This is a genomic window from Streptomyces sp. NPDC017979, from assembly GCF_044328175.1.
GTDB lineage: Bacteria > Actinomycetota > Actinomycetes > Streptomycetales > Streptomycetaceae > Streptomyces.
In genome coordinates, this window is sequence record NZ_JBIRGU010000008.1 from 109800 (window position 1) to 132756 (window position 22957).

The 22957-nt window shown below is 72.5% G+C and carries 22 protein-coding genes; 19 read left to right on the forward strand and 3 right to left on the reverse strand.

Annotated elements, in window-relative coordinates; all coding sequences use genetic code 11:
• Positions 1–54: 54 nt before the first annotated feature.
• Positions 55–492 carry a YchJ family protein gene (locus tag ACH4E8_RS21410; protein WP_398450459.1) on the forward strand — a complete coding sequence of 146 codons (438 nt, stop codon included), beginning with the start codon at positions 55–57 and terminating at the stop codon, positions 490–492.
• An 87-nt stretch (positions 493–579) separates the two neighbouring features.
• On the opposite strand, the gene ACH4E8_RS21415 is transcribed toward ACH4E8_RS21410, so the two are convergent.
• Positions 580–828: a hypothetical protein gene (locus ACH4E8_RS21415; RefSeq protein ID WP_398450461.1), complete on the reverse strand. Its 249-nt coding sequence runs from the start codon at positions 826–828 to the stop codon at positions 580–582.
• 146 nt (positions 829–974) lie between these two features.
• On the opposite strand from ACH4E8_RS21415, the gene ACH4E8_RS21420 reads away from it, so the two are divergent.
• Positions 975–2897: an AMP-dependent synthetase/ligase gene (locus ACH4E8_RS21420; RefSeq protein WP_398450463.1), complete on the forward strand. Its 1923-nt coding sequence runs from the start codon at positions 975–977 to the stop codon at positions 2895–2897.
• Between the two features lie 249 nt (positions 2898–3146).
• Here ACH4E8_RS21420 and ACH4E8_RS21425 read toward each other — a convergent pair whose 3' ends face one another.
• On the reverse strand, positions 3147–4361 hold the full coding sequence (locus tag ACH4E8_RS21425; RefSeq protein WP_398450465.1) for a helix-turn-helix domain-containing protein: 1215 nt from the start codon (positions 4359–4361) through the stop codon (positions 3147–3149).
• Between the two features lie 675 nt (positions 4362–5036).
• Between ACH4E8_RS21425 and ACH4E8_RS21430 the strand changes: the two genes are divergently transcribed.
• The 17 genes from ACH4E8_RS21430 (at position 5037) to ACH4E8_RS21510 (ending at position 21866) form a co-directional block, all read left to right on the forward strand.
• On the forward strand, positions 5037–5666 hold the full coding sequence (locus ACH4E8_RS21430) for a hypothetical protein (protein WP_398450467.1): 630 nt from the start codon (positions 5037–5039) through the stop codon (positions 5664–5666).
• Positions 5667–5806: 140 nt separating this feature from the next.
• Entirely contained in the window at positions 5807–7381 is a 1575-nt protein-coding gene (locus ACH4E8_RS21435; RefSeq protein ID WP_398450469.1) for a DUF6801 domain-containing protein, read from the forward strand.
• Between the two features lie 88 nt (positions 7382–7469).
• Complete coding sequence (locus tag ACH4E8_RS21440) at positions 7470–8489, forward strand: hypothetical protein (protein ID WP_398450470.1); 1020 nt, start codon at positions 7470–7472, stop codon at positions 8487–8489.
• Positions 8490–8746: 257 nt separating this feature from the next.
• Positions 8747–9730 carry an ABC transporter ATP-binding protein gene (locus tag ACH4E8_RS21445; protein WP_398450472.1) on the forward strand — a complete coding sequence of 328 codons (984 nt, stop codon included), beginning with the start codon at positions 8747–8749 and terminating at the stop codon, positions 9728–9730.
• The gene (locus ACH4E8_RS21450; protein WP_398450474.1) at positions 9727–10599 is read left to right on the forward strand and encodes an MlaE family ABC transporter permease; all 873 of its coding nucleotides are present in this window, start codon (positions 9727–9729) and stop codon (positions 10597–10599) included. Before ACH4E8_RS21445 ends, ACH4E8_RS21450 begins: the two co-directional genes overlap by 4 nt.
• Positions 10600–10603: 4 nt before the next feature.
• Positions 10604–11416 carry an MlaE family ABC transporter permease gene (locus ACH4E8_RS21455; protein WP_398450476.1) on the forward strand — a complete coding sequence of 271 codons (813 nt, stop codon included), beginning with the start codon at positions 10604–10606 and terminating at the stop codon, positions 11414–11416.
• Positions 11413–12669, forward strand: a complete 1257-nt coding sequence (locus ACH4E8_RS21460; protein ID WP_398450477.1) for an MCE family protein — start codon at positions 11413–11415, stop codon at positions 12667–12669. Before ACH4E8_RS21455 ends, ACH4E8_RS21460 begins: the two co-directional genes overlap by 4 nt.
• Positions 12666–13697, forward strand: a complete 1032-nt coding sequence (locus tag ACH4E8_RS21465) for an MCE family protein (protein ID WP_398450479.1) — start codon at positions 12666–12668, stop codon at positions 13695–13697. Before ACH4E8_RS21460 ends, ACH4E8_RS21465 begins: the two co-directional genes overlap by 4 nt.
• A complete protein-coding gene (locus ACH4E8_RS21470) occupies positions 13694–14725 on the forward strand; it encodes an MCE family protein (RefSeq protein WP_398450481.1) in 1032 nt (343 codons plus the stop codon). Before ACH4E8_RS21465 ends, ACH4E8_RS21470 begins: the two co-directional genes overlap by 4 nt.
• Complete coding sequence (locus tag ACH4E8_RS21475; protein ID WP_398450483.1) at positions 14722–15822, forward strand: MCE family protein; 1101 nt, start codon at positions 14722–14724, stop codon at positions 15820–15822. Before ACH4E8_RS21470 ends, ACH4E8_RS21475 begins: the two co-directional genes overlap by 4 nt.
• Positions 15819–16955 (forward strand): MCE family protein, encoded by a 1137-nt coding sequence (locus ACH4E8_RS21480; protein ID WP_398450485.1) that lies wholly within the window; start codon positions 15819–15821, stop codon positions 16953–16955. The genes ACH4E8_RS21475 and ACH4E8_RS21480 overlap by 4 nt, the downstream gene beginning before the upstream one ends.
• Positions 16955–18166, forward strand: coding sequence for an MCE family protein (locus ACH4E8_RS21485; RefSeq protein WP_398450487.1), 1212 nt, complete (start codon positions 16955–16957; stop codon positions 18164–18166). The genes ACH4E8_RS21480 and ACH4E8_RS21485 overlap by 1 nt, the downstream gene beginning before the upstream one ends.
• Positions 18163–18735, forward strand: a complete 573-nt coding sequence (locus tag ACH4E8_RS21490; RefSeq protein ID WP_398450489.1) for a hypothetical protein — start codon at positions 18163–18165, stop codon at positions 18733–18735. Before ACH4E8_RS21485 ends, ACH4E8_RS21490 begins: the two co-directional genes overlap by 4 nt.
• Before the next feature lie 46 nt (positions 18736–18781).
• Positions 18782–19363 (forward strand): hypothetical protein, encoded by a 582-nt coding sequence (locus ACH4E8_RS21495; RefSeq protein WP_398450491.1) that lies wholly within the window; start codon positions 18782–18784, stop codon positions 19361–19363.
• An 11-nt stretch (positions 19364–19374) separates the two neighbouring features.
• A complete protein-coding gene (locus ACH4E8_RS21500; RefSeq protein ID WP_398450492.1) occupies positions 19375–19941 on the forward strand; it encodes a hypothetical protein in 567 nt (188 codons plus the stop codon).
• 69 nt (positions 19942–20010) lie between these two features.
• A complete protein-coding gene (locus tag ACH4E8_RS21505) occupies positions 20011–20697 on the forward strand; it encodes a hypothetical protein (RefSeq protein ID WP_398450494.1) in 687 nt (228 codons plus the stop codon).
• Positions 20694–21866, forward strand: coding sequence for a lytic transglycosylase domain-containing protein (locus tag ACH4E8_RS21510; RefSeq protein WP_398450496.1), 1173 nt, complete (start codon positions 20694–20696; stop codon positions 21864–21866). Before ACH4E8_RS21505 ends, ACH4E8_RS21510 begins: the two co-directional genes overlap by 4 nt.
• Here ACH4E8_RS21510 and ACH4E8_RS21515 read toward each other — a convergent pair.
• A complete protein-coding gene (locus ACH4E8_RS21515) occupies positions 21843–22919 on the reverse strand; it encodes an ATP-dependent DNA ligase (RefSeq protein ID WP_398450498.1) in 1077 nt (358 codons plus the stop codon). The two genes, ACH4E8_RS21510 and ACH4E8_RS21515, sit on opposite strands and share 24 nt — an antisense overlap.
• Between the last annotated feature and the right edge of the window lie 38 nt (positions 22920–22957).

Consider the following 22957-nt stretch of genomic DNA (forward strand, 5'->3'; position numbering starts at 1 on the left):
TCCTGACGGCCGCCCCGGGGCGCCGCCCCCTGACCGCTGCGGGAGAATGGAGCCATGTCCCCACGCCCCGCCCGCCCCCGTCGCTCCCTCGACCCCGCCGCACTCACCGCCGCCACGCCCTGCCCCTGCGGGCTGCCCGCGACGTACGGCGACTGCTGCGGGCGGTTCCACTCGGGGGAGGCGGCGGCGCCCACCGCCGAGCTGCTGATGCGCTCCCGCTACAGCGCGTTCGTGGCCCTTGACGCGGCGTACCTGCTGCGCACCTGGCACCCCGACACCCGACCGGCGCAGCTCGACCTGGACCCCGGCATGGCGTGGGAGGGGCTGGAGATCACCGAGGCGACGAACGGCGGCCCGTTCCACTCCGCCGGCACGGTCACCTTCCGGGCCCGCTACCGCCACCACGGCAAGCGCGGCGAACTGCGCGAGCGCAGCACCTTCGAGCGGTTCGCCGGCGCCTGGGTCTACGTGGACGGGACGTTCATCGAGTAGACGGTGCGTTCATCGAGTGGTCGGGATGTTCATCGAGACGGGTGTTCGTCGGGTAGCGGACGTGCATCGAGCAACCCACCGCAGGAGTCAGTCCGGCAGGACCATCAGCCGCGGGTTGTGGGCCGCCAGCACCTTGTTCGCCCGCGCCAGCACCGACAGCGTCCGCTCCCGCTCCGCGCGCCCGGCCACGTCGAGCGGGCCGCGGAAGCAGTGCAGCAGCCGGGCCGCCCGGTCCGCCTCGATCTCGGCGCACAGCACGTGCTCCGGCATGCAGGAGCCGATCAGCACGGCCACGCGGTCGGGAATGGGTACGGGAACGAGCGGCGACGCGGTCACGATGTCCGTCCTTCTCTGTGCGGTGGCCCTTCCCGGCCGCCCCATTGATTTCTTCCTACGCACGAGTAAGTTGCCCTTCGACGCGTCACCCCGTGGCGTCGTGTCCCGGCAACTCCCCGCCCGCACCGCGCGAACAGGAGCCGACCATGGGCGTACGCAAGGACCTGAAGAGGGCGAAACAGCGCGGTGACCTCGTCGACCGTGCCCCGGTGGAGATCGTCCGGAGCGACGGCGTCGTACGGGAGGTGCGCACCGCACGGCTGGCCCGGACCTCTGCCACCGGCAGCACTGGCGACATACCTTACGACAATGTGCAGCAAGCACCCGAATCGATCATCCTACGGCGCAGGGGCGACGACGGCGCCTGGCGACCCGTCACCGCGGCGGCCTTCGCCGACGAGGTCACCGGGGTGGCAAAAGGGCTGATCGCAACGGGTGTGGCGGCCGGCGGCCGGGTCGCGATCATGTCCCGCACCCGCTACGAGTGGACGGTGCTCGACTTCGCGATCTGGGCGGCCGGGGGACAGTCCGTACCCCTGTACGCCACCTCGTCAGCGGAACAGGTCGCCTGGATCCTCGCCGACGCGGCCGTGACGCACGTGGTCGTCGAGGACGACGAACTGGCGGCCGTCGTCGACGCGGCCGCCCGCGAACTGCCGCAGCCGCCCGCCGTCTGGCGCATCGACGCCGGTGCGCTGGCGGAGTTGACCGCCCTCGGCGCCGAACTGAGGGACGCGGAGGTGACCGAGCGACGGCTCGCGGTCACCCCCGACTCCGTCGCCACCATCTGCTACACCTCCGGCACCGCGGGCCGGCCCAAGGGCTGCGTCCTGACCCACGGCAATCTGCACGCCGAGGCCGCGAACACGGTCGAACTGCTGCACCCCGTCTTCCGGGAAGTCACCCGGCAGACCGCGTCGACGCTGCTCTTCCTGCCGCTCGCGCACGTCCTGGGGCGCACCATCCAGATCGCCTGCCTGCTCGCCCGGATCGAGGTCGGCCACTGCCCCAGCATCAAACCGGAAGAGCTCCGGCCGCAACTGCGGGAGTTTCGACCCACGTTCGTCGTCGGGGTGCCCTACCTCTTCGAGAAGATCCACGACACGGGGCGGGCGATCGCCGAACGGATGGGCCGGGGTGCCTCCTTCGCCCGCGCGGACGCCGTCGCGGTGCGGTACGGCGAGGCGCACCTCGCCCGGCACCTCGGCACCGGACGGGGTCCCGGGCTCGCCCTCACCGCCGCCCACGCGCTGTACGACCTGCTGGTGTACCGCCGCATCCGCAGCCAACTCGGCGGCCGGCTGCGGTACGCCATCAGCGGCGGATCGCCGCTGGACCGCCGGCTGATGCTGTTCTTCTACGCGGCCGGGGTGGTGGTGTACGAGGGGTACGGGCTCACCGAGACCACCGCGGCCGCCACCATCTCGCCGCCGCTCGCCCCGCGGCCCGGCACGGTCGGGCTGCCGGTGCCCGGCACCGCCGTCCGGATCGCGGCCGACGGCGAGGTGCTGATCAGGGGCGACATCGTGTTCGACGCGTACTGGAACGACCCCGCCGCCAGCCGGGAGTGCCGGACCGACGGCTGGTTCGCCACCGGCGACCTCGGCGGCCTGGACGACGACGGCCATCTGACGATCACCGGGCGGAAGAAGGACCTCATCGTCACCTCCGGGGGCAAGAACGTGTCGCCCGCCGTGTTGGAGGACCGGCTGCGCAGCCGACCGCCCGTCGGGCAGTGCGTCGTCGTCGGCGACCGCCGCCCGTACGTGGCCGCGCTGGTCACCCTGGAGGCGGAGGCCGTGGCGCACTGGCTCGCGGTGCGCCGTCGCCCGAAGGACACCCCGCCGGCCGCGCTCTGCGACGACCCCGAGTTGATCGCGGACGTGCAGCGGGCGGTGGACTACGCGAACGAGGCGGTGTCCCGCGCCGAGTCGATCCGTCGGTTCCGCATCGTGCCCGGCGCGTTCACCGAGGAGAACGGGCAGCTCACCCCGTCGTTGAAGGTCAAGCGCGCCGAGGTGACGAGGGCGTACGCGGATGAGATCGAAGCCCTGTACGCGCGGGTGTGACCGGTCGGGGCGGCCCCTGTGCGCGCGGGTGTGACCGGTCGGGGCGCCCGGTGCCCGAGGGGACGGTGTGCGGCCTCCTGTCCGGCCCCGACGGCGCTGCACCGCGCGGGCTCACCGCGGCGGCCCCCGACGGAGTTGCCCCGGATCCGACCGCGCGCCGGACCGCGCCGTCGTGGCGCGGCTGGCGTACCTCCACCGCACCGCGGGAAACACCGCAGTCCTACGGCGCTTGAGCTGACCCGCGGGGCCTCACGGGCCCTCCGCAAGGCCACGGGGCCTGAGGTCACGGGCGCGCAGCACCAACTCGATGGCGAAGCGGCGTTCGGCGTCGACCAGTTGATCGCCGATGATCGACTCCAGATTGCGCATCCGGTAGCGCACGGTCTGCGGGTGGACGGCGAGCAGCTCGCCCATCTGCGCCGCCGTGCCGCGGGTGTCCAGCCAGGTCCGCAGGGTGTCCACGAGGCGGTCGCGGCGCGTGGGCGTGAGGGCGGCGAGGGGCCCGAGTTCTCGGGCCGCGAGGTGGTCCAACAACCCCGGGTCCGACAACAGCCAGAGCTGTACGAGGTGGTCCTCGGCCAGGACCAGCGGGGCGTCGGGAACGACGCCGGTGTCGACCAGCTCCAGGGTGCGGCGGGCCCAGCGGATCGAGTGGTGCGCATCGGCGGCCGGCACGGGCAGCCCCACCGCGGCCCGGGTACCGAACAGCGCCGCGTCCAGCATCCGTCTTCGGGCCGCGTCGACGGGGCCGGGGATCAGCAGGTGCGGCTGGGGGTCGCTGAGGTCGGCGAGGACATCGTTGTCCATGTCCGTGCGCTCCAGCACGGCGGGGGAGCGCAGGGCGACCAGGGTGACCTGCTCGGGCAGGAGCCACCCGGTCTGCTCCGACAGCTCCGCGATCGCGGTCCGGGGGACCGGCGGCCCCGCCAGCAGCAGGTGCAGCAGCCGGCGGCGCAGGATCTCGTGCTGCTCGCCGGAGCGCGACAGCGCAGCCAGATAGCCCTCGCGGGACAGCGCCTCCAACTCGTCCACGTAGGCGAAGAGCGCGTCCGCGAAGGAGAGCATCATCGTGGGGGAGAGGTTGTAGCTGCGGCCCACCTTCTTCGCCCGGCGCAGCGCGACGCGCGCACCGAGCCGGTAGGCACCCTGGAGCGACTCCAGCGTGCGGCCCTCGTACGCCTCGTAGCGTCCGAAGCGCCGGCACATCTCGTCCCGCAGCGTGGACGGTGCGGACGGCTCGGCGACCTGGTCGACGAAGACCGAGATCGACTGCTCCACGCCCACCCGGATGCCCTGCCCGTACGGTCCGTTCAGCAGCCGTGCGTACTCCGGATACGCGCGGGTGACCTCGATCCCGATCTCCTTGATCAGGCTGGGGAGTTCGGGTCGGATGATCGCGGCGAACTCTTGCGGAAGCGGCCCCAGCGATTCCCCGCTGTCCGACAGGTGCACCGTACTCGGCATCGAACCTCCCCTCGGCACGCTGCAAGATAGACCAACGGTGACGCGGTGAACACCATTTGGGAACCGAGGCGCCACAAGGGCAAGAAAACGCTCTCTGTCGCATGAATTCACTCGCCGCGAATTGTGGCGGATTGACAAAAGCCCGGCGAATTCGGTCGCCCTGATGGGTCGTCAAGGGGGAGAGTTTTAGCCACTCACTACTCATGGGTTTCTTGGCTCGATCGTCTGGAAGGTGGTATTCCGGAGGGTGGTCGGGCTCGCTGGAGCGCCTGTGGTCACCCCGCGCCGGGCCCCGATCGATCGGCCCGCGGCCCGATGTGGGGCGCCCGGGCACTGTCGGGGCGTGACAGGCGCAGCCCGGCGCGAACTGCGAGCAACCCCGGGTCGGGCAGGTTTTTGCGCAGGAAATGACAAGGCCGGCACGGTAAATGCTTACCGGGTGACGAGGAAAAGCGCCTGTGTGGAGAATCTTGAACGGCGGGATTGTGCGCGATGTTTCCCGCAAGTAACGTCTCGCAGCGTCATGGATCGGGCATGGCCGAATCCGGTCAATCGCTCATGACCGGGATTCCCCGTCGTGCTCAGTGCGCCGCACCGGCCAGCGGGCTTCCCCCACGGGCGTGGAGCACGACCGCCGAGCAAGACGTCTTGCTGACGAACCGAAAGGATCCTCCGTTGAGAAATCCGCTCAGAAAGGCCGCCCTGGTCGTCACGGGGGCCGCGGCCGCCGTCACCCTCGCCGCCGGCCCGGCGCTGGCCCAGCCCACGAACTGGACGGTGGGCCCCTCCTCCCCGCTGACCTTCTCCGCCGTCTCCACGAACACGGTCCTGGACCTCAACGGGATCCCCCTGAGCTGCCCGATCGCCACTGCGGGCGGCACGCTGTCCAACGCCACCGGCAACCCCGCCGCCATCGGCAGCATCTCACCGGTCACCTTCGGCAACGCCGCCAATCCCTGTACCAGCCCGCTGGGTCCGGTGGAGCCGGTGACCGACACCAACCCGCCGTGGAAGCTGATGGCGCAGAACCACAGCGCCGGCGTGACCACCGGCTACATCACCGGTGTGCAGGCCCGACTGGGGGTCCTCACCTGCGAGTTCGACGTCGTCGGAGAGGTCAGCGTCAGCTACTCCAACGGCACCGGCGTGCTCAGCGTCTCCAACAGCGGGCGACTGCTGACCGTGGCCAACGCCAGCCCCGGCTGCGCCGGCATCGCGCAGAACGGCGACCACCCCACCTTCAACGGCGACTTCACCGTCACCGGCGCCGGCGGGGTGCGGCCGACCGTGGTCGGCACCCCCTAACCACCTGGTCCACCAGGTGGGGGCCCCGCCGGCGCGGGAGGGGCCCGGGGGTGTTCGAGGATCGCGCGGCGGCCCTGGTGAGCCGGTCGCCGCGCGATCCGTCGTCGTACCGGAAGCAGCGCGGAGGGAGCCGTGAGTTCGTGAGGACGCCGTACCACCGGGCCGGGCGCCGAGTCGCAACCGCCCGCACCCGTCTCCGCTCCCGCACGGCGGTGCGCGCCGCCGTCGCGGCGGCCGTCCTGGGCGCGCTGCTGATGCCCGGCGCCCGCGCCGCCGACGAGGAGCGGCGCATCGCCGTCGACCTCGCCTACACCTGCGCGTTCCCCACCGGGAAGCGGAGCGTGGACGTCACCGTCGCCGCGCGGCTGCCCGCCACCGGAGCGCCGGGCCGGCCGCTCGCCGTCGAGGACGTCACCACCGAAGTCACCCTCTCCGCGGAGGCCGGAGCCGAACTCGCCGCGCTCTCCGCGACGGAGGTCACCGCCACCACCCGGCTCGCCGTCGCCCTCGCCCAGCGGCGCCACCGGGCCGACGTCACCTGGGAGGGCGCCACCGAGGGGGCGGTGACCGTCCCCGCACCAGGTTCCGAGGACGGCGAGCGGGTGCGGCTGACCGCTGCCGGGCCCGTGCCCGTGGTGACCCCCGGCGACACCGGGCCGCTCACCTTCACCGCCCGCGCCCTCGCCGTGGACCTCGCCCTGCGCACCGCGGACGGGGCCCCCGCCGAACCGCCGACGCTCGCGCTCGACTGCACGCCCGACTTCGGCCGGGCGGGCCGGCTGGCCAGCGTCGACGTCCGCGACCGGGCGACCGCCGCGCCGCCCGCGCCGTCCGCCTCCACGCCCGTCCCCGGCCCCGGCGCCCCGGACGGGCCACAGGGGGACGCCGCCCCCGACGCGGACACCGGACCCGGCCGCGAACTGCGGGCCGAGCCGCCCGCAGCGCCGGGCGCACCGGCCGACACCGCACCGCCCTGCGTCGGCGACCGGACCGACCCGCTCGCCCTCGTCGCGTACGTCACCGGCTACGCCAACGCCGCCAAGCAGAAGGCCGCCGGGCTGAACCGGCTCTCCTGCAACAAGATCGTCGACAAGTGGAAGAAGATCGTCCCCAAGCCCGACGGGCTCCACCTCGTCCAACACGCCACCGGCGAACTGGACTGGCAGGGCAAGCGGATGATGAAGCCGTCCCCCGCGACCTTCCTGACGTACGGCTTCATGCCCACCACGGCGACGATGGAGCTGATCCAGACGAAGACCATGACCATCGACTCGGACATCCTGCTGGCCAAGTCGACCGGGGTTACGTACGTACGGGTGCCGCTGGTGCTGCGGCTCACCGACGTCGAGGTCAACGGCGTCCCGCTGGACGTCGGCCCCGACTGCCGCACCGTCGGATCGCTGTACTCCAAGGACCCCGACCCGGCCCAGGACACCAAGGACCACGTGGTCCTCACCGGCATCCTGAAGGGCCGCGGAGACGGCTACCAGCTGATCACCGGGGGAGTGCTGACCTCCACGGTGACGATTCCGCCCTTCAGCGGCTGCGGGGTGGGCGAGGACCTGGACGCCGTCTTCACCTCCGCGGTGTCGGGCCCGGGCAACTACATCAAACAGGTCCAGGGCGCGCCCTGCGCCTCCGGCGTGGCCCGCCCCGACCCCAAGTACTGCACGCCCGAGTTGGAGCCGAAGGACGTGCCGAAGCCGCAGCGCTGAGGCACCGCCCCACCAGGCACCAGGGCGCCCCCGCACCGCTCCCCACCACCGGAACCACTCCCCACCACCGGAAAGGACCGAGGGAGAGATGAGACGTGTCCCCGAACCACCGCGCCGCACCCGCGCGCGGCGCGCCACCGGCGTCGGCGTGCTCGCCGCGCTGCTGCTGGCGATCCCCCTGGGCGCGGCACCCGCAGCCGCCTCGCAGGCCCCGACAGCACCAGCACCCCCGTCCACCACGACCGCAGCGGCCGCGGACGTACGGCTGAACGGGCACTGGGCCCCGTTCACCCGCTGTCCCGTCGACGCCCCCGCCATGCTCGCCGCCGACGGTCAGGCGACCGTTGCCACCTGCGTCTCGTCCAAGTCGCCCGGCGGCTCGATCAAACTGGGCAAGGTCACCGCCACCACCGGCGCCAACGACCTCCAGTTCGGCGTCGTGCAGGACACCAAGGCCGGCACCTTCACCGTCGTCCCGCCCGCCGGCGGCGCGGTCGTCGGCGCCCCGACGGAGATTCCCGGCGGGCTGCTCGGCCTGATGTGCCCCGGCGACATCCCCGTCGTCACCGACATCTGCAAGCTGCTCACGGACAACGCACTCAACCGGGTCACCGCCACCGTGGAGTCCGCCGGCGCACCCACCGAGTTCAACCTCGCGGCCGGGCTCACGAGCGGAAAGCAGATCGTCAAGCTGCCCGTACGGATCCGGCTCCAGAACCCCTTCCTCGGCTCGCAGTGCTACATCGGCTCGACGGCCGACCCGGTCGTGCTGCGGCCGCAGAACACCACCGCCCCCACCCTCGCCGTCCAACGCTTCGACGGCAACGGCACCCCGAACACCGCCGGTTCGATGCTGCGCTTCGCCCTCACCGGCAACAACCAGGGCGACTCGACCTTCGCCGTGCCGAAGGCCACCGGCTGCGGACTGCTCGGAGTCCTCAACGGCGCCATCGACCTGAAGACCGGACTGCCCTCGCCGGCCGGGAACAACAGCCTCACCCTGGGCGGCGCCGCCACCCACAGCGGCGGACTCGCCGCACCCGGCCTCGTCCGCCCCGACGCCGGCAAGGTGCTCTCCCGCAACTGGCACTCGGCCGTACTGCCCTAACCGCCGCTCACCGCATTCCCCTTGCGCGGAAAATGCACAAGCCGCCGCGGCGCATTGTCACCCGATGACAAATTCCGCGGCGGCCCGGAACCGCACCGCTCAATGATCCGCACGGCACTTGTCCCGGCACGGTCCGTGAACTTAACGTGCGCCCTCTGCGCACGCCTTCGTCATCTGGTCGCTCGGTCACTTCGTCAACTCGTCACTTCGTGAGTACGGAAATCGGCACGCGGTCGCGATCACCCGCAGGAGGTGGGATGGGCATCGAAGTGGTCGTCGACGGACTGACGAAGTCCTTCGGCAAGCAGAACATCTGGCAGGACGTCACCCTCACCCTGCCCGCCGGCGAAGTCAGCGTCATGCTGGGACCGTCCGGGACGGGCAAGACGGTGTTCCTGAAGTCGATCATCGGGCTGCTGAAGCCCGAGCGGGGCCGGGTCCTCATCGACGGCGTCGACATGGTCAACAGCCCCGAGCGGGACGTCTACGAAACCCGCAAGCTCTTCGGCCTGATGTTCCAGGACGGCGCCCTCTTCGGCTCCATGTCCCTCTTCGACAACATCGCCTTCCCCTTGCGGGAGCACACCCGGAAGAAGGAGTCCGAGATCCGGCGCACCGTCATGGAACGCATGGAGATGGTCGGCCTCGTGGGCGCCGAGGAGAAACTCCCCGGAGCGATCTCCGGCGGAATGCGCAAACGCGCCGGACTCGCCCGAGCCCTCGTCCTCGACCCGCAGATCGTGCTCTGCGACGAGCCCGACTCCGGACTCGACCCGGTGCGCACCGCCTACCTCTCCCAACTCCTGATCGACCTGAACGCCCAGATCGACGCGACGATGCTGATCGTCACCCACAACCTCGACATCGCCGCCACCGTCCCGGACAACATGGGCATGCTCTTCCGGCGCGAACTCGTCGCCTTCGGCCCCCGGGAACTCCTCCTCACCAGCGAGGAGCCGGTCGTCGCCCAGTTCCTCAGCGGACGCCGCGAAGGCCCCATCGGCATGTCGGAGGAGAAGGACGCCGCGACCCTCGCCCGCGAGCAACTCGGGCAGAGCGCCCCGCTGGCACCCCGACCCATCGCACCCCAGCTCGAACCCTCGCCCGGCATGCCCGAACGCCGCGCCGTCGGCCGCCGCAGGGAGCGGGTGCACGCCCTGCTGGACACCCTGCCCGAAGCCGCCCGCACCGCCATCCAGCAGAGCTACGCCCCGGCCGGGGGCGAGGTGGCGCCCCGATGAGCACCGAACAACTGCCGATCAGGGGCGGCGGGCCGGACCCGGACCCCGATCCGACCCGTACGGCCGGCGCCCCGAAGCCCCCGCCCGCACCGCCGGCCCCGCTCCCGCTGCTCGCCCCCCTGCGCGAGGCCGGGAAGCTGTTCGCCCTCGCCGCCACCGTCACCCGGGCGGTCTTCCGCCGCCCCTTCCAAGTGCGCGAGTTCATCGAACAGTTCTGGTTCGTCGCCAGCGTCACCATCCTGCCGGCCGCCCTCGTCTCCATCCCCTTCGGCGCGGTGATCGCCCTCCAGGTCGGCTCCCTCACCCAGCAGCTCGGCGCCCAGTCCTTCACCGGCGGCGCCAGCGTCCTCGCCGTCATCCAGCAGGCCAGCCCGCTGATCGTGGCCCTGCTGATCGCCGGCGCCGGCGGCTCCGCGATCTGCGCCGACCTCGGCTCCCGCAAGATCCGCGAAGAGCTGGACGCCATGGAGGTCATGGGCGTCTCGCCGATCCAGCGCCTGGTGGTGCCGCGGGTCCTGGCGACCATGCTGGTGGCCGTGCTCCTCAACGGCATGGTCTCCGTCGTCGGCACGCTCGGCGGCTACTTCTTCAACGTCGTCATGCAGAACGGCACCCCCGGCGCGTACCTCGCCAGCTTCTCCGCCCTCGCCCAACTGCCCGACCTCTACATCAGCGAACTCAAGGCGCTGATCTTCGGCTTCATCGCCGGAATCGTCGCCACCCATCGCGGACTCAACCCCCGCGGCGGCCCCAAAGGGGTGGGCGACGCGGTCAACCAGTCCGTCGTGATCACCTTCCTCCTCCTCTTCTTCGTCAACATGGTCCTCACCGCGATCTACCTCCAGATCGTCCCGCCGAAGGGGGGCTGAGCCGATGGCCCCCGTCGCCCCGCTGCGCTGGCTGGACCGCTCCGGTGACCAACTCGTCTTCTACGTCCGCGCCCTGGTCTGGATCCCGCGCACCCTGCGCCGCTACCTGCGAGAGGTGCAGCGCCTGCTCGCCGAAGTCGCCTTCGGCAGCGGCGGCCTCGGCGTCATCGGCGGCACCGTCGGCGTGATGATCGCGATGACCCTGTTCACCGGCACCGTCGTCGGCCTCCAGGGGTACGCCGCCCTCAACCAGATCGGCACCTCCGCCTTCACCGGCTTCGTCTCCGCCTACTTCAACACCCGGGAGATCGCCCCGCTGGTCGCCGGGCTCGCGCTCTCCGCCACCGTCGGCGCCGGCTTCACCGCCCAACTCGGCGCCATGCGCATCAACGAGGAGGTCGACGCCCTCGAAGCGATGGGGGTGCGCCCGCTGCCGTACCTGGTCACCACCCGGATCATCGCCGGCGTCGTCGCCATCATTCCGCTGTACGCGATCGGCCTGCTCAGCTCCTATCTGGCGTCCCGCTGGACCACCGTCGTCTTCAACGGCCAGTCGGCCGGCACCTACGACCACTACTTCGAACTCTTCCTCTCCCCGACCGACGTCCTGCTCTCCATCCTCAAGGTGCTCGTCTTCAGCGTGCTGGTGATCCTCGCCCACTGCTACCACGGCTTCCGCGCCAGCGGCGGCCCGGCCGGCGTCGGCGTCGCCGTCGGCCGCTCGGTGCGCAATGCGATCGTGCTGATCAGCGTCACCGACTTCTTCCTCTCCCTGGCGATCTGGGGAGCCACCACGACGGTGAAGGTGGCGGGATGACCGGGCGCCCCACCGCACTGACGACGCTGCGCACCCGCCTTGCGGGCCTCGTCTTCCTGCTGGTGCCGGTGCTGCTGGTGTGGCTGTCGGTGTCCGTGTACCAGAAGGACTTCTCCGACGATGCCACCGTCACCCTGCTGACCTCCTCCGCGGGCAACGAGATGCACACCAACGCGGAGGTGAAGTTGCGCGGAGTGGTCGTCGGCGAGGTGCGCGCCGTACGCGCCGACGGCAACGGAGCCCGGCTCACCCTCGCCATCGACCGCGACCGACTGCGCCACGTCCCGGCCGACGTGCGGGCGCAGATGCTGCCGACCACCCTCTTCGGCGAACGGTTCGTCGCCCTCGTCCCACCGGCATCCGGGGCGCCGTCCGGCGGCGGACGGACCCTCGCCGCCGGCGACACCATCCCGCAGGACCGCTCCAGCAACGCCATCGAGCTGGAACAGGTGCTGGACGACGTGCTGCCGCTGCTCACCGCCGTACAGCCGGCGAAGCTGTCCGCCACCCTGACCGCCGCCGCCCAGGCGCTCCAGGGCCGCGGCGACCAACTCGGCCGCACCCTCGTCACCCTCGAAGCGCACCTGAAGGAGCTCAACCCGCACCTGCCGCAGCTCAACCGGGACATCGCCCGGCTGGTCGAGGTCAGCCGGCTGTACGCGGACGTCGCCCCCGACGTCCTGGACGCCGTCGTCGACCTCACCACCACCAGCGGCACCCTCGTCGACCAACAGGCCCGACTCGCCGAGTTGTACGGCGCGACCACCACGACCGCCCGTGAACTCACCGACTTCCTGCACGCCAACCGGCACAACCTGATCCGACTGGCCGCCACCGGCCGACCCACCCTGGAACTGCTGGCCCGCCGCTCGCCGTCGTTCCCCTGCACCCTGCGCACCCTCGCCGGCTTCGTCCCCGCCATGGACAAGGCGCTCGGCAAGGGCACCGACCGGCCCGGGCTCCAGGTACAGGTCACCACCGTCCCCTCCCGCGGCGCCTACCGGCCGGGGAAGGACACCCCGGCGTACGACTCGACGGGCGGCCCGCACTGCTACGCCGTCCCCTACAACGCCCGGCCCGCGCCGACCCCGACCCAGGCGCCGCCGCTCGGGCTGCCGAACTCTCCACAGGAGAACCAACTCGTCAACGAACTCATCGCCCCCGCGCTGAAGAAGACCCCCGAGGACCTGCCCGACTGGAGCACCGTCCTGACCGGTCCCGTCTTCCGGGGAGCGGAGGTGACCCTGAAATGAGCCGCCGCAGCACGGCCGCACCCCTGGTCAAGTCACTGGTCTTCGTCGCCGTCACCGCGCTGGCGACCGCGGTCCTCGCGGTCAGCATCGCCGGCCCCGGCGTCGGCGACACCACCGCCTACAAGGCGCGCTTCACCGACGCCACCGGGCTCATCGCCGGCGACAGCGTCCGGATCGCCGGCGTGGAGGTGGGCCGGGTGGAGTCCGTACGGGTCGCCGACCGGCGCCTGGCCGAGGTCTCCTTCACCGTCCAGCAGGGCCGCGCGCTGCCCGCCTCGGTGACCGCCGCCATCAAGTACCGCAACATGGTCGGCCAGCGGTACGTCGACCTCGACCAGGGCGCCGGACGCGTCGGGGGGAGCTTCGCCGCCGGCGCCACCATCCCCGTGGAGCGCACCACCCCCGCCCTCGACCTCACCCAACTCTTCAACGGCTTCCAACCCCTCTTCGAGGGGCTGTCCCCGAAGGAGGTCAACGAACTCGCCGGGTCCATCGTCAAGGTGCTCCAGGACGACGGCGGCACCGTGGACAGCCTGATCCGCCACATCGGCTCCCTCACCACCACCGTGGCCGGCAAGGACCGGGTCATCGGCGAGGTGATCACCCACCTCAACACCGTCCTGAAGACCGTCAACGACCGCGAGGAGGGGTTCGACGACCTCGTCGCCACCCTCCAGCAACTGGTCAGCGGCTTCGCGGGGGACCGCAAGCCCCTCGGCGACGCCGTCACCGCCCTCGGTGACCTCACCACCGTCACCGCCGGGCTCCTCGAAGACGGCCGGGCGCCGCTGAAGGAGGACATCCACCAACTGGGCCGGCTCTCGCGCGAACTCGACCGGGGCGCCCCCGCGGTCGAGAACTTCCTGAAGCGGACGCCGGAGAAGATGCGGGCCCTGACCCGCACCGCCTCCTACGGCTCCTGGTTCAACCTCTATCTGTGCGAGGCGAAGGTCACCGGCGTCACCACCTCCACCGGCGCCCCGCCCCCGACCGGCATCAGCACCACGACGAGGAGGTGCCGGTCATGAAGCGCCGGGCGAAACCCCTGTTCAAGCCGGTGCGGGAGCGCAACCCCGTGGTCGTCGGCGCCGTCGGGCTGCTGCTGATCGCGCTGCTCGGCGTCGCCGCCTACCGGGCCGACTCCTTCACCCCCGGCACCACCTACACGGCCGACTTCACCGAGGCCGCCGGCCTCGACGAGGACGACGAGGTGCGCATCGCCGGCGTGAAGGTCGGCAAGGTCACCGGCGTCAGGCTGGACGGCGCCAAGGTCGCCGTCTCCTTCCGGGTCGACGGCGCCTGGATCGGCGACGCCAGCACCGCCGCCATCGCGATCAAGACCCTGCTCGGCGAGAAGTACCTCGCCGTCGACCCGCTCGGCGGCGGACGCCAGGACCCCGGCCAGCGGATCCCCAGCAGCCGCACGACCTCGCCCTTCGACGTCACCCAGGCGTTCAACGGACTCGGCGAGACCATCCAGGAGATCGACACCGCCCAACTCGCCAAGAGCTTCGCGACCATCTCGGCCACCTTCGCCAAGTCCCCGCCGAACGTGAAGAGCGCCGCCACCGGACTCTCCGCGCTCTCCAAAGCGGTCTCCGAACGCGACGCCCAACTCGCCACGCTGCTGAAGAACAGCAAGCAGCTCACCAAGACCCTGGCGGGCAAGAACAGCAGCTTCGAAACCCTGCTGACGGACGGCAACCTGCTGCTCGCCGAGATCGAGTCCCGGCGCGACGCGATCCACCTCCTGCTCACCGGCACCACCAAGCTGGGCGAGCAGCTCAGCGGAGTCGTCAAGGACAACCAGGAGCAACTGGAGCCCACCCTGACCGCCCTGTCCAAGGTCACCGCGGTGCTGGTGAAGAACCGCGCCGACCTCGACCGCACCCTCGCGCTCGCCGGGCCGTACTACCGCATCGTGGGCAACACCCTCGGCAACGGCCGGTGGCTCGACTCCTACGTCTGCGGCCTGTTCCCCCGCGACTACCTGCCGCCCGGGGCGCAACCGGCGAACGACTGCATGCCGCCCAAGCCCAAGGGCGGTGCCTCGTGAACCGCAGACGAGCCGTCGGGATCGCCGCCGGCCTCGCCATCGTCGCCGCCGTCGCCGTCCCCGGCGCCCTCGCCGTCAAGGACGGCGAAACGACCAGGATCACTGCCTACTTCACCCGGACCACCGGCGTGTACGAAGGCTCCGACCTGCGCGTCCTCGGAGTCAAGGTGGGCAGGGTCGACGAGGTCGAGCCGGTCGGCGACCGGGTCAAGGTCACCCTGCTCGTCGACGCCGACGTCCCCGTGCCGAAGGGTGCCCACGCCGTCGTCGTCGCCCCCAGCGTCGTCGCCGACCGCTACGTCCAACTCGACCCCGCCTACACCGGCGGAGAGCGCCTGAAGGACGGGGCGGTGCTGCCCGCGGAGAAGAACGCCATGCCCCTGGAGGTCGACCAGCTCTACGAGTCCGTCACCGAACTCGCCGAAGCCCTCGGCCCGAAGGGCGCCAACGCCGACGGCGCCCTCGCCGGCCTGCTGGACACCGGCGCCGCCAACCTCAAGGGCAACGGCAAGGCGATCGGCGACTCCATCGAGCAGTTCGGCAAGGCCACCAAGACCCTGGACAAGAGCAGCGGAGACCTCTTCGCCACCCTCGCCCACCTCCAGTCGTTCACCGCCATGCTGCGCAAGAACGACGGCGAGGTGGCCAAGGCGGAGCAGCAACTCGCCACCGTGACCGGCTTCCTGGCCGACGACAAGGAGAACCTGTCCGCCGCCCTGAAGGAGCTCGGCAAGGCCCTGAAGCTGGTGAAGACCTTCATCGAGGACAACCGGGGCGCGCTGAAGGAGAACGTCGACGCCCTCGTCCCGCTCACCCAGGCACTCGTCGACCAGCGGGCCTCCCTCGCGGAAGCGCTCGACGTCGCACCGCTCGCCGTGGGCAACGTCCTCAACACCTACGACCCCGTGCACCGCACCCTCAACGGTCGGGCCAACCTCAACGAGCTCACCTACGGACCCGACCCCGCCCGCCCCGACGGCTCCCTCGCCGGCCTCGCGCCGGTACCGGACGAGCGGCGCGGCGCCCTGCCCCGGCTGCCGCTGCCGGCCGTCGGCACCGTGTACGGCAGCGCCCCCGGATCGAAGGGGGCGCCGTGAGAACCGCCCGCCCGGCCCTCGCCGCCACCGCCCTCGCCGTGGCGCTGACCCTCACCGGCTGCTCGTCCGGAATGCCCCAGCTCGCCGGCATCGAAGACCTGCCGCTGCCCGGCGGAGCCGACCTCGGCAGCGATCCGTACCGGATCACCGCCGAGTTCGACGACGTGCTCAGCCTCGTCCCGCAGTCCGCGGTGAAGGTCAACGACGTGGCCGTGGGCCGCGTCACCGACATCAGCCTCACTCCCGGCGCCTGGTCGGCCCGGGTGACCATGCGCGTCAACGGCGACGTCAAGCTCCCCGCGAACGCCGTCGCCCACATCGAACAGTCCAGCCTCCTCGGCGAGAAGTACGTACAACTCGCGCCGCCGCCCGCCGCCGAGAACGCGCCGGCGACCACGGCCGCCCTCGCCGACGGCGCCACCATCCCCATCGCCCGCACCAACCGCAACCCCGAGGTCGAAGAGGTGCTCGGCGCCCTCTCCCTGCTCCTCAACGGCGGCGGCATCGCCCAGATCAAGAACATCGCGACCGAGCTGAACAAGGCACTGGGCGGCCGCGAACCCCAGGTCGCGTCCCTCCTCGAACGCATGGACACCCTCGTGACCAGCCTCGACGGCAACAAGGAGAACATCACCGCGGCGCTCGACGGTCTCAACCGCCTCTCCACCACCCTCGCCACGCGCAAGCGGGACGTCGGCCGCCTCCTCACCGACCTGAGCCCCGGCCTGAAGGTCCTGGAACAACAGCGCGGTGCACTGCTGACCATGCTGCGCTCCCTGGACACCCTCTCCGCGGTCGCCGTCGACACCATCGAGAAGGGCAAGGACGACACCATCGCCGACCTGAAGGCGCTCGCCCCCACGCTCAAGGCGCTCGCCGACTCCGGCCGGGCGCTGCCCGACTCCCTCCAGGTGCTGCTGACCTACCCCTTCACGGACGAGGTGCTGCGCGGCGTCAAGGGCGACTACCTGAACGTGTATCTGGACGTGACGGCCGTCCCGGGGACCCAGATCATCCCCGAACTGGTCCCACCCAAGGAACGGGCCGTCACCAAGGCGGCGGGCGGCGGCGCACCCCTCCCTCTGCCGCTGCCCGCCGTCAGCCCCGGCACACCGAAGGGGGGCAAGGGCTGATGCTCACGCTCGGCACCCATCTCAAGAACCTCGCCTTCCTGGTCATCGCCGTCGTCGTGCTCGCCTTCGTCGGCATCCGCTACGCCGACCTCGGCCGCTACGTGGGCATCCGCGACCACTACACCGTCCGCGTCGAACTCCCGCGCACCGGCGGCCTGTTCACCCACTCCAACGTCACCTACCGGGGCGTTTCGGTGGGCCGGGTCGGCCCCATCGACCTCACGGAAGACGGCGTCGAGGCCGAACTGCGCATCGAGAAGTCCGCCCCGAAGATCCCCGCCGACCTCGAAGCCGTGGTCGCCAGCCTCTCCGCCGTCGGCGAGCAGTACGTCGACCTGCGACCGCGCACCGACCGGGGCCCCCACCTCGCCGAAGGCTCGGTGATCGCCCAGCGGGACACCCGGGTCCCCGCCCCCGTCACGCAGGTGCTCACCAGCGTCGACGCCCTCGCCTCCTCCGTCGACCTGACCTCGCTGCGCACCGTCGTCGACGAGTTCGGCACCGCGCTCCAAGGCCGCGGCGACGACCTCCAAGTGCTGCTCGACAGCGGCGACGACTTCGTCCGCGCCGCCGACCGGGCGCTGCCCGTCAACGTGCGGCTGATCGACGACGGGGAACGGGTGCTGCGCACCCAGGTGGAACAGGGCGCCGCCCTGCGGTCCTTCGCCAAGGGGACGAAGGAGCTCGCCGCCCAGCTCAAGGACTCCGACGCCGACCTGCGCCGGCTCATCGCCGCCGCACCCGACGCGGCCGGCCAGCTCACCGGGCTGCTCAAGGACCTCGACCCCGCCCTCGGCGTCGTCGTCGCGAACCTGCTGACCACCTCGGAGGTTGCCGTCACCCGACAGCGCGGCATCGAAGAGCTGCTGGTGAAGATGCCGGCCGTGGCCGCGGCCGGATCGACCGCGATCACCGCGCAGGGCGTACGGCTGGGGATGTCCGTCACGTTCTTCAACCCGCTGCCCTGCACCGCCGGGTACGGCGGCACCCGCTACCGCGTCGGCACCGACGTGAGCCCCACCGACGAAGTGAACACCCGGGCCCGGTGCGCCTCGCCCGCCAGCAGCGGGGTGAACGTGCGCGGCAGCGCGAACGCGCCCCGCGGCGGCCCGCTGCCCGCGCCCGCCGTACCCGGGGGCACCGGACAGCGCGGCGCCGCGGGCCCGCCCCCGGGGCTCGGCGCCCTGCTCGGACTGGAGGTCGGACGATGAGCCCCACGACGGACCACGCCCCCGCGCCGGACCGCCGTCGGCTGCGCGCCCTCGCGGCCGGGGCCGCCGTCGCCCTCGCGGTGCTGCTGTGCGGATACGCCGGCTGGTCGTACGCCGCGACCCGCGGCGACGACTCGCGTGCGTACGCCGAGGCCCGGGACCGGGTGCTCGCCGACGCGACCCGACACCTCGCCCGGCTCTCCAGCTTCGACGCGGACGACCCGGGCGCCACGCAGCGCGGGTGGCTCGACGCGTCCACCGGGCCCCTGCGCGCGCAGCTCACGAAGTCCCCGGCGACGGCCCGCGGGGCGAAGGGGGCGGGTGGGAAGCCGGCCACCGCGGCAACGGCCCGCGCGACCGTCACCGACGCGGCCCTGACCGCCCTGGACACCCGCGCCGGCACGGCCGAGCTGATCGCGACCGTCACCGTCACGAACACGCCGACCGCGTCCCCGTCCGAGAAGAGCACCGCCACCACCGAGCGCCAGCGGCTCCAAGCCGCACTCGTCCGCACCGACGCCGGCTGGAAGGTCGAGTCCCTCACCGCCGTCCCGGTCGGTGGGGCATGACACCACGTCCGACGCCACCACGCACTCACCCACCCCGGGGGCGACGATGAGCACCAGCGAGGACGTCCGACCGGTGATACCGGCGCCCCGGACGTCGCCCGAGAACGACCCGCCCCCGGCCCCCGTCCGTCGGCGCCGGCTCGTGCCGGCCCTGCTGGCGGCGGCCCTCGCGCTCGCCGTCGCCGCCACCGGACTCCTCGTCCGGGCGCACCAGTTGGAGGGCGCGCCGGCGACGGCGAACCGGGCGCTCGTCGACACCGCGGCCACCGCCCGGGTGACCGGGGACGTCAGCAGCGCGGTGACCCGGATCTTCTCCTACGCGCCGGACACCACCGCCGCCACCCGCGACGCCGCGCGCCGACTGCTCGCCGGCAAGGCGGCACGGCAGTACGGCGAGCTGTTCGGCCAGGTCGAGAAGCGGGCGGCGGAGCAGCAGTTGACGCTGACCACCCACGTCGTCCGGGTGGCGGTGTCCCGGTTGACCGACACCAGTGCCCGGCTGCTGCTCTTCCTCGACCAGGTGGCCGAACGTCGCGGCAAGGCGCCGACCACGGCGGCGGCCCAGCTCACCGTGGCGGCCGAACTGCGCGCCGACCGCTGGCAGATCGTCGACATCACGTCCCGTTAGGGGAAGCCCTCATGACCCGAAAGCAGGAGCACGACACGGCGGGGCCGGTGCGGCGCGCGGTCGCCGGCATCACGAGCAGACCGCTGGTGGCCGCGGCGCTCGTGCTCGCCCTCGGCGCCGCGGTGCTCGCCGCCGTCACCGGCCGGTCCTGGTACGCGGCGGCCCACGACGACTCCGCCGCGTACGCCAAGGAGCGCGACCGGGTGCTCGCCGCGGGCCGGCAGGCGGTGCTCAACCTCAACACCCTCGACCACCGGGACGTCGCCGGCGGCCTCGCCACCTGGCAGGACTCCACCACCGGCGAGCTGCTGAAGCAGCTCACCGACGGGCGGGGCGAGTTCGAGCGGCAGATCCGGGAGGCGAAGACCGTCACCACCGCGAAGGTGCTCTCCGGGGCCGTGACCGAACTCGACGACCGGGCCGGCAAGGCGAGCGTCATGGTCGCCCTGCGCATCACGGTGACCGCGCCCAAGGAGAAGCCGACGCCGAAGGACAGCCGGATGCTGGCCGAACTCACCCGCACCCCGAAGGGCTGGAAGCTCAGCGCCCTCGGCCAGGCGCCCGTCGGCGCCTCCTGACGGCGGGTTCCGCCCCCAAGGACGCCCCGCCCAGAGCCGCTGCCGCACCACGCTGTGAGAGGACCGGACATGTCGACCACCCGTCATCTGCTCAACCGGCAGCGGAGGTTGGCCGCGGCGACGACGCCCCGCGGCCCGGCCGCCCCCGCCACCCGCCGCCCGCCATCCGCCGGGGCCCCCGAACGGGGCGACCGTGAGAGCGCCCCGCCGTCCGATGGCCGTCCGACCGGGTCCGCCCCGCGGGCCCGGCTGCCGGTGCTGCTGTGCGCGCTCGCCGTACTGCTCGCCGGCTTCGCGGGCTACGCCGCCCACCGCAGCTCCGCCCTGCGGGACGACCCCGCGACCCGTAACGCCGCCCTCGCCGACGTCGCCCGCACCAGCGAGCTCAAGGGCCAGGTCACCCAGGCCGTCGAGGCGCTGTTCTCGTACAACTTCGCCGAGCCCGCCGCGCTCGACCGGGCGGCCGGGACGCATCTGTCGGGCGCCGCGGTGCGCCAGCACGCCGACCTGCTCGCGGCCGTGCGCAAGGAGGGGCCGCAGCAGAAGCTGGTGCTCACCACGACGGTGACCAAGAGCGGCGTGGAACGCATCGACGGGGACCGCGCCCGTGTCCTGGTCTTCGCCGACCAGAGCAACACCCGCACCGCGACGAAGGGCCAGACGAGCTACGGAGCCGCCATGCTCGCCGTCGAGGCCCGCCGCACCGGCGACCGCTGGACGGTCACCGCCATCGACACCCTGGGGGCCGGGTCGTGAGGCAGCGCACCCGCAGGGGAGCCGTCGCCACCGCCGCGGCGCTCGCCGCCATGGCCGCCCTCACCGCGTCCCAGGCGCCGCTGCACGGCGGCCCGTCGCCCGCGGCGGCGGGGGAGCGGCAGCCCGTCGAGCCGTACGCGACCGGTCCCGGGCCCGTGGACGACGACGTCTACCACACCGAACTCCCGCCCCTGACCAGCCCGGTCACCGGCGCAGTGCGCCCCGGCGCGGGCCCGGCCGTCGGTGCTGCGGTGCAGACGGCCGCGGTCCGGGTGCAGGCGGGGATCCCCGCGACCGTGCTCGCCGCCTACCGCGGCGCCGAGGCCGCACTCCGGCGCGGCGACCCCGGCTGCCGGCTGCCGTGGCAACTGCTCGCCGCGATCGGCAAGGTGGAGTCGGGCCAGGCCCGCGGCGGCCGACTGGACTCCCGGGGCACGACGCTGACGCCGATCCTCGGCCCGGTCCTCGACGGGGTGCGCTTCGCGCACGTCCCGGACACCGACGACGGGGCGTACGACGGGGACACCCGCTACGACCGGGCCGTGGGGCCCATGCAGTTCATCCCCTCGACCTGGGCCGGATGGGGCCAGGACGCCAACGGCGACGGCCGGCGGGACCCCCACAACATGTACGACGCGGCGCTCGCCGCCGGGCGCTACCTGTGCGCGGGCGGCCGGGACCTGACGGTCGCCGCCGACCTGGACCGGGCCGTCCTGTCGTACAACCGCTCGCGCGCCTACGTGCGCACGGTGCTGGCGTGGCTGGCGTTCTACCGGTCCGGCGCCCACCCGGTGCCCGACGGCACCGGCGTGCTGCCGGGCACGCCCGGCGCGGGCGGCAACCCGCCCGTCCACCCGGTCGGCCAGCCGCCGAAGGAGGGCGGCGGGGGCATCGTCGTCGGGCCGCGCCCCACGCCGAAGCCGGGCCCGCCGTCGAAACCGCCGCGGCCCGGGCAGTCCCCGCGGCCCTCGCCGTCCGGGCCCGGCACGAGCCCCGGGCCGTCCCCTTCGGTCCCCGGCCCGTCCCCGTCGGAGCCGGGCCCCTCGCCCAGCAGCCCGGCACCCTCGCCGTCGGAGCCGGCGCCTTCGCCGTCCGACTCGGGCCCCGGCGCCAGCCCGAGCCCCGGCCCGCCCGACCCGACTGCGTCATCCGCCGCCGGCGCCCTCTGACAGCACCTCGGCCAGGTCGTACCCCACCGGCTCCGCCAGTTGTGCGTACGTGCAGCCGGCGGCGGTCCGGTCGGGGCGCCAGCGGCGGAACTGCGCCGTGTGCCGGAAGCGGGTGCCCTCCATGTGGTCGTACGCCACCTCCGCCACCCGCTCCGGGCGCAGCGCCAGCCACGACAGGTCCTTCTTCCCGGTCCAGCGGCTGACCGCGCCCGGCAGCCGGGACGACTCGTGGGCGCTCTCGTCCGCCCAGGCGGCCCACGGGTGGTCGTCCGCCGGGTCCATCCGCAGCGGCTCCAACTCCGCCACCAACTCCGCGCGCCGCTTCATCGAGAAGGCGGCGCACACGCCGACGTGCTGGAGGACGCCCCCGTCGTCGTAGAGGCCGAGCAGCAGCGAGCCGACGACGGGGCCGCTCTTGTGGAAGCGGTAGCCGGCGACCACGACGTCCGCGGTCCGCTCGTGCTTGATCTTGTACATCAGCCGGGTGTCGGGGCGGTAGCGCAGGTGCAGCGGCTTGGCGACGACCCCGTCCAGGCCGGCGCCCTCGTACTGGTCGAACCATCTGCGGGCCACCTCCAGGTCCAAGGTGGCCGGTGCCAGGTGGACGGGCGGCCGGGCGTCGGCCAGCGCCCGCTCCAGCAGGGCCCGACGCTCGGTGAGGGGGGTGTCGAGGAGGGCCGTGTCCCCGAGGGCGAGCAGATCGAAGGCGACGAAGCTGGCCGGGGTCCGCTCGGCCAGCATCCGCACCCGGGAGTCGGCCGGGTGGATGCGCTCGGTGAGCCGGTCGAAGTCCAACCGGCCGTCGTGCACGATCACGATCTCGCCGTCCACGACGCAGCGCGGCGGCAGGTTCGCGGTGAGCGCGGTCACCAACTCGGGGAAGTAGCGGGTCAGCGGCTTGCCGGTGCGCGACCCGATCACCACCTCGTCGCCGTCGCGGTGCACGATCGCCCGGAAGCCGTCCCACTTGGCCTCGTACTGCATGCCGGGCGGAATCGCCTTCACCGACTTGGCGAGCATCGGCTTCACGGGCGGCATCACCGGGAGGTCCATAGGGGGATTGTCCGGTATGCGAGGCATGTCGGCGCAAC